15 protein-coding genes are annotated in these 13,967 nt (G+C 48.5%); 7 read left to right on the top strand and 8 right to left on the bottom strand.

Annotation, left to right across the window (positions count from 1 at the left end):
- Positions 1-14: 14 nt before the first annotated feature.
- Positions 15-893, top strand: coding sequence for an IS982 family transposase (locus tag FEK30_RS05765; RefSeq protein WP_138071026.1), 879 nt, complete (start codon positions 15-17; stop codon positions 891-893).
- A gap of 7 nt (positions 894-900) precedes the next feature.
- Here FEK30_RS05765 and FEK30_RS05760 read toward each other — a convergent pair whose 3' ends face one another.
- Positions 901-1,131 (bottom strand): HupE/UreJ family protein, encoded by a 231-nt coding sequence (locus FEK30_RS05760; RefSeq protein WP_138072290.1) that lies wholly within the window; start codon positions 1,129-1,131, stop codon positions 901-903.
- A 182-nt stretch (positions 1,132-1,313) separates the two neighbouring features.
- On the opposite strand from FEK30_RS05760, the gene pbpC reads away from it, so the two are divergent.
- From pbpC to gloA, 3 genes are all read left to right on the top strand, one after another.
- Positions 1,314-3,614 (top strand): penicillin-binding protein 1C, encoded by a 2,301-nt coding sequence (pbpC, locus tag FEK30_RS05755; protein ID WP_255447971.1) that lies wholly within the window; start codon positions 1,314-1,316, stop codon positions 3,612-3,614.
- Positions 3,615-4,265: 651 nt separating this feature from the next.
- Positions 4,266-5,351 (top strand): transporter substrate-binding domain-containing protein, encoded by a 1,086-nt coding sequence (locus tag FEK30_RS05750; protein WP_255447970.1) that lies wholly within the window; start codon positions 4,266-4,268, stop codon positions 5,349-5,351.
- A 42-nt stretch (positions 5,352-5,393) separates the two neighbouring features.
- Complete coding sequence (gene gloA / locus FEK30_RS05745; protein ID WP_030006114.1) at positions 5,394-5,789, top strand: lactoylglutathione lyase; 396 nt, start codon at positions 5,394-5,396, stop codon at positions 5,787-5,789.
- 80 nt (positions 5,790-5,869) lie between these two features.
- Here the strand turns inward: gloA and FEK30_RS05740 are convergent, their stop codons facing one another.
- A complete protein-coding gene (locus FEK30_RS05740) occupies positions 5,870-6,802 on the bottom strand; it encodes a putative selenate ABC transporter substrate-binding protein (RefSeq protein WP_138072284.1) in 933 nt (310 codons plus the stop codon).
- A gap of 83 nt (positions 6,803-6,885) precedes the next feature.
- On the opposite strand from FEK30_RS05740, the gene FEK30_RS05735 reads away from it, so the two are divergent.
- On the top strand, positions 6,886-8,514 hold the full coding sequence (locus FEK30_RS05735) for a rhomboid family intramembrane serine protease (RefSeq protein ID WP_168191121.1): 1,629 nt from the start codon (positions 6,886-6,888) through the stop codon (positions 8,512-8,514).
- A 35-nt stretch (positions 8,515-8,549) separates the two neighbouring features.
- On the opposite strand, the gene FEK30_RS05730 is transcribed toward FEK30_RS05735, so the two are convergent.
- The 6 genes from FEK30_RS05730 to malQ form a co-directional block, all read right to left on the bottom strand.
- Complete coding sequence (locus FEK30_RS05730) at positions 8,550-9,326, bottom strand: HNH endonuclease (RefSeq protein WP_138072280.1); 777 nt, start codon at positions 9,324-9,326, stop codon at positions 8,550-8,552.
- A gap of 76 nt (positions 9,327-9,402) precedes the next feature.
- Positions 9,403-9,585: a hypothetical protein gene (locus FEK30_RS05725; protein WP_138072278.1), complete on the bottom strand. Its 183-nt coding sequence runs from the start codon at positions 9,583-9,585 to the stop codon at positions 9,403-9,405.
- 113 nt (positions 9,586-9,698) lie between these two features.
- Positions 9,699-9,995, bottom strand: a complete 297-nt coding sequence (locus FEK30_RS05720) for a helix-turn-helix domain-containing protein (RefSeq protein ID WP_138072276.1) — start codon at positions 9,993-9,995, stop codon at positions 9,699-9,701.
- Positions 9,992-10,321: a type II toxin-antitoxin system RelE/ParE family toxin gene (locus FEK30_RS05715; RefSeq protein WP_138072274.1), complete on the bottom strand. Its 330-nt coding sequence runs from the start codon at positions 10,319-10,321 to the stop codon at positions 9,992-9,994. Before FEK30_RS05715 ends, FEK30_RS05720 begins: the two co-directional genes overlap by 4 nt.
- A 100-nt stretch (positions 10,322-10,421) precedes the next feature.
- Entirely contained in the window at positions 10,422-10,805 is a 384-nt protein-coding gene (locus tag FEK30_RS05710; protein WP_138072272.1) for a DUF1818 family protein, read from the bottom strand.
- On the bottom strand, positions 10,806-12,323 hold the full coding sequence (gene malQ / locus FEK30_RS05705; protein ID WP_138072270.1) for a 4-alpha-glucanotransferase: 1,518 nt from the start codon (positions 12,321-12,323) through the stop codon (positions 10,806-10,808).
- 236 nt (positions 12,324-12,559) lie between these two features.
- On the opposite strand from malQ, the gene fbp reads away from it, so the two are divergent.
- Both fbp and FEK30_RS05695 read left to right on the top strand, forming a co-directional pair.
- Positions 12,560-13,609, top strand: a complete 1,050-nt coding sequence (fbp, locus tag FEK30_RS05700) for a class 1 fructose-bisphosphatase (RefSeq protein ID WP_012305963.1) — start codon at positions 12,560-12,562, stop codon at positions 13,607-13,609.
- A gap of 52 nt (positions 13,610-13,661) precedes the next feature.
- Positions 13,662-13,880, top strand: a complete 219-nt coding sequence (locus FEK30_RS05695) for a hypothetical protein (RefSeq protein WP_138072268.1) — start codon at positions 13,662-13,664, stop codon at positions 13,878-13,880.
- Positions 13,881-13,967 lie beyond the last annotated feature (87 nt).

Below are 13,967 nucleotides of genomic sequence, written 5' to 3'. Positions count from 1 at the left end.
AATCTACTCACCCCATGTCTAGTCTAGAAGAACTTTTCTGTAATGTGGATGACTTCTGTCAAATCTTTGAGCCTCTCTGGCATCAAGAGTTAATTCAAGGCGGTACAGTGACTCGACTTCGCTCCCGTCGTTTATGCCTCAGCGAAATTCTGACAATCTTGATCTCCTTTCATCGCGAATCCTACCGTAATTTCAAACATTTCTACGAAAAGTATGTTTGTCAACATTGGCGAGAAGCCTTTCCACACCTCGTCAGCTATCAGCGTTTTATCGAGTGGATACCTTCGACGATTGTGCCTTTATGTGTGTATTTAAAGCATTGTTTCGGGAGCTGCACAGGTATCAGTTTCATTGATGCGACAAGCCTAAAAGTCTGTCACAGTAGGCGTATTCACAGTCACAAGGTCTTTGATGGTCTTGTGGCTCTCGGCAAAACTTCCGTGGGTTGGTTCTATGGTTTTAAGCTTCATTTAGTGGTCAATGAACTGGGAGAGTTGCTCAATGTTCAAATCACCGCAGGTAATGTAGATGACAGAAAACCCGTAGAGGAGTTAGTGCAGCAATTATTTGGCAAAGTCTTTGCAGACAGAGGCTACGTTTCTCAACCGTTAACGGAGAAGTTACGGGAAACCTATGGGATTGAGTTTTTTGCGAAGCCAAAACGCAACATGAAGAACAGATTAATGCGTTTGACAGATAAATTATTATCGAGAAAGCGCTTCATTATTGAGACAGTGATTGACCAGTTAAAGAATATTTCACAAATTGAGCATTCCCGCCATCGTAGTCCGGTGAATTGCTTTGTGAATATACTTTGTGGCTTAATCGCCTACTGCCATCAGCCGAAAAAGCCCTCGCTACAGTTAGACTGGGCATTACAGCCTTCGGCTTAACCCGAACTCACGTTAGGGGGAGTAAAAAACGCCCTTGCTTTTCTTCGACTTGAACGGCCCAAATCCCCACCGCTAACATGGCAACGAGGTGATCGAGGCCCCCAAGGGGATGTTGAAAGCCATGCCAAAAGCCAGCGGTTTCGTGGCCGCCAACGTGGGCGATCGCCACCGATGGCAGAAAAACGCAAAGCATCGCCCCAAGAAATAACAAACCGTGCCGAATGTGACGCTGACCCATGGTGTCGCTCCTTTGAAACATTCCAATTTTAGTGAACAATCCCATGGGTAATATCGCTTTGGTGATGAGTCTTAAAGATTCGCTTTATTAGGTAAAACTGCAAAATATAAAATATTAAGCCTTTGGGCGATCGCCCCAGAAAAGGGCTACAACTACGAAAAGAGATGAGGCCCAAGCTGCCTGTGTTGCTGCGTGACTGGCTCCTGAAAATTTGGCGACGATCGCCCCTACCCCTAAAAATGATCGCTGTCCTGGGGGCGATCACCTTGGTGGTGCGTTTAACGCCCTTCCTGATGCCCTTGCAAGCAGCGGATATTGCCCAAACCGATCAAGCCTTTCGCTTCTATGACCGCAATGGTTTGTTTTTGGGGACAGTCCTCAGCGCCGACCAAGAAAATACCTCTGTTGTCAGCCTCGATGAAATTTCGCCCTATTTTCAGCAGGCGATTATCGCGGCGGAGGATGGTGATTTTTACCACCATGGCCCCCTGGATCTCCAGGCGATCGCCAGGGCCACTTACCAAGCCATCAAACACCAAAAAATTGTCAGCGGAGCCTCGACGATTACGATGCAGCTTGCCCGGATGTTAGGCGATCGCCCCCGGACTTTGAACGCGAAATTCCAGGAAATTTGGGTCGCCTGGCGTTTAGGGGCGGGCATGAACCGCCAAGAAATTCTCACCGCTTACATTAACCGTTTACCCATGGGGGGCAATATCTATGGCGTTGAAGCGGCAGCTCAGATTTATTTTGGTGTGGCGGCAGCAGATCTTAATTTGGCCCAGGCGACCCTCCTTGCGGCCATTCCCAACAGTCCCACCTATCTCAACCCCTACCACTATTGGGACAATCTCAAACAACGGCAGCGGTATGTGTTGGAGCGCCTCGTCGCCGAGGGTGAAATTTCTCCAGAACAGGCGGATCGGGTTTTTCAGGAAGCCGTTACCCTGCAACCGCGTCACCAGGGCATTCTCAGTGCGCCCCATTTTGTTTTTTGGTTAACAGAGCAATTAGATACCAGCCAAAACCCCGTAATTCGTACCACCCTCGATAAAAATCTCCAGGATTTTGTTGCGGCACAGGTGCGCCAGACCGTTTTAAATTTAGACCAAAATAATGTCCACCAAGGGGCGGCGATCGCCATTGAGAATCAAACCGGCGAAATCTTGGCCTATGTGGGATCTACGGATTACTTTACGCCCCAAGGCGAAACCGATGGGGTACAAGCCCTCCGGCAACCAGGCTCCACCCTCAAGCCCTTCCTCTATCAATTGGCCCTAGAAAACCGCACCATTCGCCCCAATACGATTTTGGCGGATATTCCCACCTACTATGCCATTCCCGACGCCAAACTCTATGAACCCACGGACTACGATGAAAAATTTTTAGGCCCGGTGCGGGTGCGTCTCGCTTTGGGAAATTCCCTCAATATTCCGGCGGTGCGGGTTTTAGAAAAAGTGGGCGTTGAGGCATTTTTACAACGTTTGCACCAATTGGGTTTTCAGCATTTAACCGAAGACCCCGACTACTATGGCTTAGGTCTCACCCTGGGGAGCGGCGAAGTAACCCTGATGGAGTTGGCCAATGCCTACCGTACCCTGGCTAATGACGGCAAAAAAAGTGATTTGGTGAGTCATTTTGTTCATCCGGAATCAGCCACAACATTTCTCAGTGACTCCTCAACTTGGCAACTGATTACCCAGATGTTGAGCGATAAACAGGCCAGGGCGATCGCCTTTGGGGTCGATTCGGCGTTAAATTTACCATTTCCAGCAGCGGTCAAAACAGGGACATCCTCAAATTATCGTGATACCTGGGCGGTGGGGTTTAGCGAAAAATACACTGTTGCTACCTGGATTGGTAACTTCGATGGCACACCCATGCAGCAAGTTTCAGGGGTGGCAGGGGCTGCACCGCTCTGGCGCGAAATTATGTTGCACTTGCACCACCAGCGGGAACCATTGCCATTCCCGGAGCCAGCGGCCATGGTAAAACGTCCTATTTGTGCCCTGTCTGGCAAAAAATCCACGGGCCTTTGTCCAGTCATCGTCCAGGAATATTTTTTCCCAGAAGATCTAGCCGAGTACGAAATGGATTTAGATGATTTTTACCAGGAAATTAACGGCGAGATTCGTCTCGTGTTGCCCCCCGAATATGACCGCTGGCTGGCGACCCAAACGACCTTGGCGATGCCCCAAAGCGGCTTAAAAATTCTGTTTCCCCAAGATGGCGATCGCCTCCTGAGCGACCCCAACAATCCCGGCCAACTGGTAATCCAATTTCAAACCAAGAACCAAGAGCCTGTACAATGGCGGCTCAATGGCAATCCCTGGCAACCGGACGATCCCCAGAACCCGAAGTTACGCCTGGCCCCTGGCCCCCAGACCTTAGAAATTCGTCAAGGCGATCGCCAGGATCAAGTCAACTTTTCTGTAGAAGTAGCCCCGTCCCAAACCACGAAGCGGGGATTTTCAGTGAATTAAATGCTGATGTTCTGTCCCCAAAAAGATTCTAAATCTCTTGTAAATTGGATGATTCATCGGCAGCTAGCCCAAAACAAACTGATTTTACTGACTGTGTTGTTTTTTGAAATTGCTTTCAAAGAAAATCAAACAATGATGTCAGTACTTATTTTTTGATTTCTAGCATTTCCCATTGCTGAAAATCAGTGCATATCACCTGAGAAATACAACATATCGTTGCCCCAGAGATGGCGTTCAATCATTTTTCAATACAAAAAAGGCTCCAGAAAATAAATCTGTAAGCCTTTGCAGTACCCAAGTTTTGGCGATCTCAACAACCAGCTTGAGCATTTAATCATGTGTGGGAAGAAACATTAGCTTTATTGTAAACAAGCCAGGGGAAGTAAAGGCCATCGTTACAGAATATGCAACTGCTGTCGTCAATCTACAAGCGAGAAAATCAGGTTTTAAACAGAGATTGATTTTACGAAGTGCTTCACTTCTGTCTAAAAATCAGCTCACCAATAGAATATTGCCAGTGACTACAATGGCACTGTCGTTATTTGAATAATCTTAGGAATGGTTAATGTAAAAAAAGTAGGTGATTTTTTTTCGATCAGGAAACTTGGACAGAAGGGCCTACAAATTCTTGGCTTAATTGGCTTATCCATCTTGGCCGAAGCACAGATCCAAGTCGGATTGGCCCAAAGTCCTGATAATTTGCCAGACGATGAAGCGGCAGAAATTCTCCAGGTTGGCATTGGCGGCACCCCTCCTTTTTTAGTGGAGTCGGTCAACGGTGACTTTCAAGGAATTGTGCCGGATATCTGGGAAACTATTGCCTTTGTGAATAGCTGGGAATATGAGTTGATTTTGCAAACGGAGACACAAGCCGCCCTGGATGCCGTGGCCACCGGGGAATTAGACCTCCTGGTGGGGCCGTTTAGTATTACCGCCGAGCGTTTAGAAGCAGTTGATTTCACCCAGCCTTTTTTCATTTCTGGATTAGGGGTTTTGCTGCCCGAAGAGTCGCCCCCCATTTGGGAGCGGGTGCGGCCTTTTTTCACGCGCACGGCCCTCTCATCGGTGGGGGTTTTGCTAGTGTGTTTATTTCTAGTGGGTAACGGCATGTGGCTCGTGGAGAGACGCCATAACCCAGAGGAGTTCCCCAACCAGTATCTGCGCGGTGTGGGCAATGGAATGTGGTTTGCCCTGGTGACTCTGACGACGGTGGGCTATGGCGATCGCTCACCCAAAACCCCTTGGGGACGGTTTATCGCCGGAGTTTGGATGTTGATCTCTTTGATTGCGGTTTCTTCTCTAATCGGGGGATTAGCCTCGGCTTTTACCCTTGCCCTCGCTAAATTGCCAGAGGATGCAATCCGTGATCCTGGAGATTTACGCGGCACCCGCATGGCCGTTGTCCAGGGCACAACAGGGGAAGCTTTTGCTGCCGAATATCGTGCCAAAGTTGTGCAACGCCCTAGCTTAGAAGCGGCGATCGCCTTAATGGAAGCCGATAAAGCAGACGGTGTAATTTTTGATCGGCCAACCCTGGAGTATTACCTCAGTCAGAATCCTGACTTACCCTTGCGGGTTGCTGACTTTAACCTAAATACCGAAAATCTGGGTTTTGTTTTACCTTACGACAGTCCCCTAGCCCTGCCCCTCGATGTGAGTATCGTGGCCCTCGAAGAAGACGGTACCCTCGTCCGCACTGCCCAAGACTGGCTCCAAGGGGAACTCAATTTAGAATAGACACTAGAGATAGTTTGTTACCAACGGAGAAAAACAGCCCCTATGAAAATGCTTCACACCATGATTCGGGTTGGCAATTTAGAAGAATCCCTCAAATTTTATTGTGATGTTCTGGGGATGAAACTCCTGCGTCAAAAGGATTACCCCGGCGGCAAATTCACCCTAGCCTTTGTCGGTTATGGCGACGAAAAAGACAATACCGTGATCGAACTAACCCACAACTGGGACACCGATCGCTATGATCTCGGCAATGGTTTTGGTCACATTGCTCTGGGTGTGGATGATATCTATGGCACCTGCGAAAAAATCCGCGAGCTGGGCGGTAAAATTTCCCGGGAACCCGGCCCTATGAAGCACGGCACCACAGTAATTGCCTTTGTCGAAGATCCCAATGGCTACAAGATCGAATTGATCGAAATGAAAAAGGCCGCCGCTTAGAGCTGATTGATAAAGCCCCCCGGCCCCCAGATTTTAGGAGTCAGATCAAGAGACTTCTTAGCCTTAAAAACAACCTTCGTTTATTGGATCTTGCCAATCTGGCGGCCCACAGCTTCGATTTCAGCGTAGTTTTCGTTGCTGGTCTGAATAAACTGGGTCGCCCCAAACAAATCAAGAATTTCTTTGTGGTCAGGATTGTTGGGATCGAGTTGGAGCAAAGCCTGTTTCACTTTATCCCGGAAGCCTTCCCCATAGCGCTCGTCCACGTCGGGGGAAATGACCCAGTGATAATCGTAGTAGGCGGGCGATCGCCAAATCACGTTCACTCTATTGGTATCTACTTCCCCGGCTTCGACGCGACTGTTCCACACCTGTTCGTTAAGCATCCCCAGGTCATAGGTGCCCGCTTCGACCAGTTGGATGGTGGCATCGTGGGAGGCCGAAAAACCCACTTCCCCTTGGAAATCTTCAAGAGAGACTCCGGCTTGTTCTAGGTAGTATTGGGGCATCAGGCGGCCAGAGGTAGAGGATTCACTGCCAAAGGTGAGGGTTTTGCCTTTGACTTGGGTTAAATCAGCATCACTGGCTAATTCCCCCAGGCCACTATTCACATTGGCAATCAGTACCGAGTGAAATTCGGCGTCAATATCCCGTTGGGCGATCGCCTCAGCCCCAGGGACTTGCAATCTCGCTTGGACACCCGTTAATCCACCAAACCAGACTAAATCTAAATCACCCACCTTAAAGGCTGTGACCGCGGCGAGGTAATCGGTGACGGGTTTATATTCTACGGGAACTCCCAGTTCAGCACTCAGATAATCCGCCAGCAGGCCATAGAGTCGCTGCAATTTTTCAGGATCCTGGTCGGGAATCGCCCCCGTGACCAAGGGTTGCACTGCCGTTGTCGAGGTTTCATTTTCGGTGGGGCTAGTGACATCCGTAGTCGATGGCGCAGTACAGCCAAAAACACTGAGGGAAAGCAGACAGAGGGCAGACAGGAGCCGTTTTTTCATGGGTAATTTCTCAAGGGAAAGAAAAAGATTTATTCCCAACTTAAGATAGCAATTAATGTTTTCTCCCCCCAATGGCTTTCGTAATGGCATCTGCTTTGTGGCCCCTAATTTGGTTTTACGCTGTTTCTTTTTCCTGCGGGGTTTTGATGCTCCGTATTTGGCGATCGCCGCGCCCCCGTCCTCTGGGATGGTTCTGGGTGGCGGGGTTTGTCCTCGTCCTCACCTGGGGAATGAACCTGATTTCGATGGCTTGGGCTGCTTGGTGGAGCGGTATCGCTTGGTTGCTGTTGATCCTCATGCCGTCTTTGGGCTTGCGGCAGATCCAGAGTCTCTTGTCCCGCCAAGATTTTCAGCGGGCTTACCAATGGGCTTTGTATTTGCGATATCTTCATCCCTTTGATGGTTGGTGGGAACAGCCGCAGATCATTCGCGCTTTAATCTTGAGTCAACGGGGCCAACTCACCCCAGGCTTAAATCTTTTAGAAAAATACCAGGATCACCCCAGTTTTTTAGCCCGTCAGGCGATCGCCATGGATTATGCGATGCGGTTTGATTGGATGGGGTTGCTGGCTTGGCTCCGGGGAATGGCGCAAACCCCCCAAGAACCTTTGCTTTTGGTTTACTATTGCCGCGCCCTGGGAGAAACAGGTCAACTGTCGGAACTTTTACAACTGGTGCTGAAACCAGAAACCAAAGCGCAACTGTTGCGGGGGAGCGATCGCCGTCAGTGGCATTTGGTATTGCTATTTACGGCGGCTTTTTGTGGCGAAATCAAGACGGTGCAACGGCTATTAACAGGCCCTCTCCGAGATTATGCCAAAGAGATCAAAGGTTTTTGGTTGGCGATCGCCCACTATGGGGCCGGAAGTGTTTCCCAAGGAAATGCCATTTTACAGACCCTCCAAGAGGACTCAAATAAACGTTTCCGCAATGCCGTCCAGATGCGCCGCCAACATCCTCCCCGACCAGCCCAATCGCTCCTCCCCATAGACGCTTATCCTGATCTGGCCCGCCTTAGTCGCCTGGTACGGCAGGAAACCCAAGAGCAGCTTTATCAATCCCTCGTAGGCCAACCACCTGTGGGGCAAAAGCAACTTTCGGTGAATTCTGTTTTAGTTGCCGTCAATTGTCTGGTATTCCTGGGGGCGATCGCCGTTAGCAGTCCCGAAAATCCAGAAGCGGTTCTCCAGGGTGGTGGTTTCATTCCCAACCAAGTGTTGCAGGGGGAATGGTGGCGCTTGTTTACGGCGAATTTTATCCATGTGGGGCTGGCCCATCTCTTGATGAATATGGCAACCTTGGCGTTGCTAGGCCCCTTTGCTGAAAAACATCTGGGGCGATCGCGTTATCTCCTCGTTTATTTAGGTAGTGGTTTCGGCGCGACGGTCACCTTGTTTGGGTTGGTGCTGTTGGCCCAGGGCTTTGACTACGAGGCGTTTCCGGCGTGGTTGGCCTATCTCACTACAGAAATTCGCTATGGCTACCAGGTGTGGGTCGGGGCTTCTGGATCGATTATGGGCATGATCGGGGCGATCGCCGTGGTGTTATGGCAGGGGTGGCGACGGTTTCACCTTGAGGCTGCGGGCAGACAATTTCGCTTGATTTGCTTAATTATTGTGATCCAGTTTGCGGTGGATCTGAGTTCCCCCAATGTCAGTTTTTACAGCCATTTACTAGGCCTTTGTTGGGGGATAATATTAACTTTTTTTTAAAAGAGAAGTATAAGAAACAATTTCTATTTTAATCTTTATGAGTAGGCTCTTAGTTCTCTATAAAGATTTCTCAGTAATTCTTTCTCTTCTTCATTATCAGATATAGTTCCTTTCAATGTAATGTAAGCTAGTTCTTTGACCAGCAGAGTGCTTTTTCTTGGCAACTGTATTACATTGCCAAAATCATACCATTTCACTCCTTTTTTCTTTAGTGCCAACTGAAATGAATGCTGACCTTCTTTTCCGTAAATACGAATTATATGATGTTGATATTTTGAATATATGTATGGTTTGCCTTGTTTTGTAAAATCTGTAGACCAATTTGATTTGTGAACAAATTTACTTATATTTTGGTATTGCTTAATGAGATTGCCACTTAATAAGCGATCTTCCTGGGTTAAATATTCAATACAGGTGCTCCCAACAACCATATATCCCCATTGAGGATGGTAGATTAGATGCTCATATCGAATAGGGGCATTACATCCTTTTCTCTGACAGGTGCCATCAAGACCATCAAGATCATCAATAGAGATAAGTGTCCAACCTCTATTCGGCTCGATCAGTCCATGTTCTCTAGCATGACATCCTTTACACAAAGTCCTACAGTCGCTTAATGCATACTCCCAAGGTGCTTTGCCAGGAATATAAATATCATGATGAACTTGAAGAATTACATGGTCTCCCCCCCTAGCACACTGCAAACATTTCCACTTATCTCTATGTTTTACCTTCTCTGCGAAAAGCATCCAATTCTTATTTAAATAGAGCTTCCTTTGGCCATCCATTTCAGTTTTTTGGCTTGAATACAATCCTAGTTATAATACCAACAAAGAACCGATATAATTGATAATTTATGCTTGCTTTGTCGATAGATATTGTGGTTATTTATTTATATTCAGCGATCGCCTCAGCTGCTAAATCTGCGAGAAGTTCTTGGGATTGAGCAAAAGCAGTATCCCATTTAGCTTCATCCTCAAGCTCTTCCATAATCAAAGTGGCGATCACATCTTGCTTTTCTGTCTCCAAAGATTGCAGATGTTTAATTGCTTGTTCTAGAAGTTCAGTCATAAAAAAAGCCGTTATTTTCTAATCAGAATTATAGCGGAATTATAAAATTTTTAGACGGTTAGTGGGTTTCAGGGCGATCGCTTAGAATTTCGTTAGAAAAATTATGTAAAGTTCTAAATATTTTCAGACTTAATTAATGTTACCTGAAGCTCACAACCTACAGCCTGAGCATAACGGCGTAGGGTTGCCAAAGAAGGTGAATGCTTGCCATTACTAAGAGATGATTCTAACCGTGTGACAGCAGGGGCTTTAGTTCCCATGCGAGCAGCAACCTCTGCTTGAGAAAGACCAGCTTCTTGCCTTGCTTTGAGCATTTGTCTCAACAATGAAAATTCAGCTTCCATGTCGTCGTACATAATGCGCGTTTCAGGATTAGCTAATGCCTTTTTTTTCAGTTCAGCATGATTCATTTATTCTTGACCTCCGACATACGGCGTTTGGCAATTCTGAGTTCCTTCGCTGGTGTTTTCTGAGATTTTTTCACAAAGCCATGCAGCATAACGAGCCGTTTCCCTACTAGCGTGCAGTAAAACACTCGTGCAATCCCTTCTCTACCTTTTTTAATGCGAAGTTCAAATAAGCCGTCTGACATAGGTCGGGTATGGGGCATACCGAGATGGGAACCAAACTCTAGCATTAGATCCGTGAGACGAAAATACTTAGCCGCCAAACTCGGTGGGAGTTCAAGGATGAACTTCTCAACATCAGAGTAAGGGTATTCAATGCTCCAGGCCATAGCCTCAACATAACATAAATGTTACATTTTTTTGAATTTCTAGGAGCTTGAAGGGCGATCGCCACTTTCGATAATCTCCTGATTTTTTTCTTCGGGAGCATTAAAGGGGAAGTTCGTGACTTTTATGAAAAATATGACTTAATTGCACCAACTGCTGCACGGCTTCCGGTTGCCAATTTCCCTCAATATTTCGTTGGGTTAGCACTAACAAACGTAGACTATAGCGAACCGGAAACCCTTCAATCTCCAGCCAGACCAAATCACTTTCTGCTTCGATGGCAATCCGCTCCTCTGGCATCAATTCCGAGGCAATACTTTCGACGGTATCGGCTAACTGCACCAACAAGCGACAAAAATCTTCAAATTCTGCTGCGGTTAATTCCACAGCCCAATCGTCGGCTCCAACCAAGCCTTGGAAAGTCCGGGTGGGGTCAGGATCCCAGCCTAACCGCCAACCCGTCCCTTTTTTGAGCGATCGCCCCATTTATTCGCCTCGATACTCCGGTTCACGCCCGTAAAGATAGACGAGGTAGCGCAATTTGCCAATGAGGTCATCACTCAGCATTTCCGGCTGGTAGCGCCAAGTCCAGTTGCCCGCGGCCACTCCAGGGGTATTCATCTTTGCTTCAGACCCCAAACCCAACAGATCTTGGAGGGGGAAAACTGCCAGATTTGCCACGGAACCCAACGCCAGACGAATCAGACCCCAATGAATTCCCTCATCGCAGAGGCAACCGAGGTAATCCGTGACCCGCGCCTTTTCTTCGTCACTGCGCTTGTCAAACCAGCCCACCGTGGTGTCATTGTCGTGGGTGCCTGTGTAGACAATACAATTGCGATTGGTGTAGTTGAACGGTAGAAACGGATTAGCGCGATCGCTATCGAAGGCAAAGTGCAGAATCTTCATACCTGGCAAGCGATATTTATCCCGTAGAGCCTCCACGTCCGGCGTGATTACCCCCAGATCCTCGGCGACGATGGGCAATTCACCGAGTTTATCTTTGAGTAACGCAAAAAATTCGTCACCCTTAGCCTTGATCCAGCGACCATTCATCGCCGTTTTTTCCCCTTGGGGCACCGCCCAAAACGCTTCAAAACCCCGGAAGTGATCGATACGAACAATATCGACATACTCCAGCATGGTTTTAATGCGCTCGATCCACCAAGAATAGTGACGACGCGAAAGGTTACGCCAGTTGTAAACCGGGTTGCCCCAGAGTTGGCCCGTTTCGCTGAAATAATCCGGTGGGACTCCCGCCATCCACTTGGCGGCCCCGGTTTCATAATCGAGGCGGAAAATTTTCGGGTGGCCCCACACATCGGCGCTGTCATGGGCCACATAGATCGGCAAATCCCCAAAAATTTGGATGCCCTTTTCATTGGCATAGCTTTTTAGGGTTGACCACTGGCGGAAAAATTCCGACTGGGCGTACTTATGGAAAAAGATTTGATCAGCGAGGATCTCTGTCTGCTGGGCGATCGCCTTTGGGTCACGCCAAGCGAGGGCCGCATCCCAGTCATACCAGCTTTTGCCATCGTGGGCTTCCTTGAGGGCCATAAAGAGCGCATAATCATTGAGCCAATAGGCCTGCTCTTCACAAAAGGTTTGAAATTCTTGTTTTCTCTCTGGGGTCGCCACCGCCTGGAAGCGTTTACAGGCTTTTCTGAGGAGGGGCATCTTAAAGGCGATCGCCTGATCATAGTCCACTCGACCTCTAGGGCAGCTTGGACAGGCCGCCAAATCAGCCTCTTCCAATAAATCTTCTGAAGCCAGCCACTCCAAATTTAACAGCATCGGATTGCCCGCAAAGGCCGAATAACACAGATAAGGAGAATTCCCAAACCCCGTTGGCCCCAGGGGTAGAACTTGCCAAACCTGCTGTCCACTATCGGCAAGAAAATCAATAAATCGATAGGCTTCTGGCCCTAGATCGCCGATTCCAAATCGACCCGGCAAAGACGTAGGATGCAACAGAACACCACTAGCACGACGTTGAAACATACGCAGATTACAAGCTCACAATTTTTCTCTACTGGCCATCCTAGCAACCGTTTCCCGTACAGCCGGAGATTGTGACGATTTTTGACAGCTTAAGGTCAAGGTTTGCCTATATCCCGCCCATTCTGCCCAAATACTTTCCTTTTTTCCTTGCTTTTCCATTAAGTAATCCTTTAGCAAGAGCGCATCCCCCAAACACAATCGTTACCATTAGGGCAGACCCACAGAGGAAAAAGCCTATGCCAGATCACAATAACGACATTACCCAAAGTCCCAGTCTTGACCGCGACTGCACCACCCTCTCCCGCCATGTTTTGCAACAGCTCCAGAGCTTCGACACGGCAGCCCAGGACATCAGCGCCATCATGAATCGCATTGCCCTCGCCGGAAAGCTCGTTGCCCGTCGCCTCAGTCGCGCTGGCTTGATGGAAGGGGTTCTCGGCTTCACAGGCGAAGAAAATGTCCAAGGAGAATCTGTCAAACGGATGGATCTCTATGCCAACGATGTCTTTATTTCCGTTTTCAAACAAAGTGGCCTCGTCTGTCGCCTCGCCTCCGAGGAAATGGAAAAACCCTACTACATTCCTGAAAACTGCCCCATCGGTCGCTATACACTGCTCTACGATCCGATTGATGGCTCCTCCAATGTCGATATTAATCTCAACGTGGGGTCTATCTTCTCCATTCGCCAACAGGAAGGCATGGACCTTGACGGAGATGCCGCCGACCTCCTCCAAAATGGCCATAAACAGATTGCTGCTGGTTATATTCTCTATGGCCCTTCGACCATGTTGGTTTACTCCATTGGCACAGGGGTTCACTCGTTTATTCTCGATCCCAGTTTGGGGGAATTTATCCTCGCCGAAGAAAACATCACAATGCCCAACCATGGCTCGATCTACAGCGTCAATGAGGGGAATTTCTGGCAGTGGGAAGATTCGATTCGGGATTACATCCGCTATATGCACCGCCACGAAGGTTACACGGCCCGCTACAGCGGTGCCCTCGTGGGAGATTTACACCGCATCCTGATGCAGGGGGGCGTCTTTCTCTATCCGGGCACAAAGAAAAAGCCAGAGGGCAAACTGCGCCTCCTCTATGAAACCGCACCGTTAGCTTGGCTCATTGAACAGGCCGGGGGGAAAGCCAGCACAGGCACTATGCCGCTCCTGGATTTTGTGCCGACCTATCTCCACCAGCGCACCCCGACAATCCTCGGCAGTGTGGAAAATGTGGAATTGGTTGAATCGTTTATCCAAGAGGCAGAGCGGGAAACCGTCGGTGTTTAAGGATTTAGAGGATGTGGCAAAAATCGGATCGACAACTGTGAGGTGAAGCTGAATGCAAGAGTTAACGGGGCGCATTGCCCATCAATCCTTGGGTGTTGGCGTATGGGTTCTCGAAACAGCAGCGGGGGTCAACTATGAACTGCGGGATTTGCCCCAGGTCTATCAGCAGCCAGGGCTGCAAGTTACTGTAACGGGAGAAGTCCTCGCCGATGCGGTTTCCATCGCCATGGTGGGGCCAATTTTCGCCGTGGGTACTGTTACAAAACTTTAGCGCTACACTGAAGGCACTTGTGCGCTTACCTGACATCAGTCTTGATGATGGTCGGCGATCGCCTTCTAAAAATCAGCCTTTTTAAAA

The sequence above is a fragment of the Picosynechococcus sp. PCC 11901 genome, from assembly GCF_005577135.1.
Classification (GTDB): Bacteria; Cyanobacteriota; Cyanobacteriia; order Cyanobacteriales; family MRBY01; genus MRBY01.
Note: the sequence above shows the minus strand (reverse complement) of the source record. Positions and strands in the feature narration are given on the sequence as shown.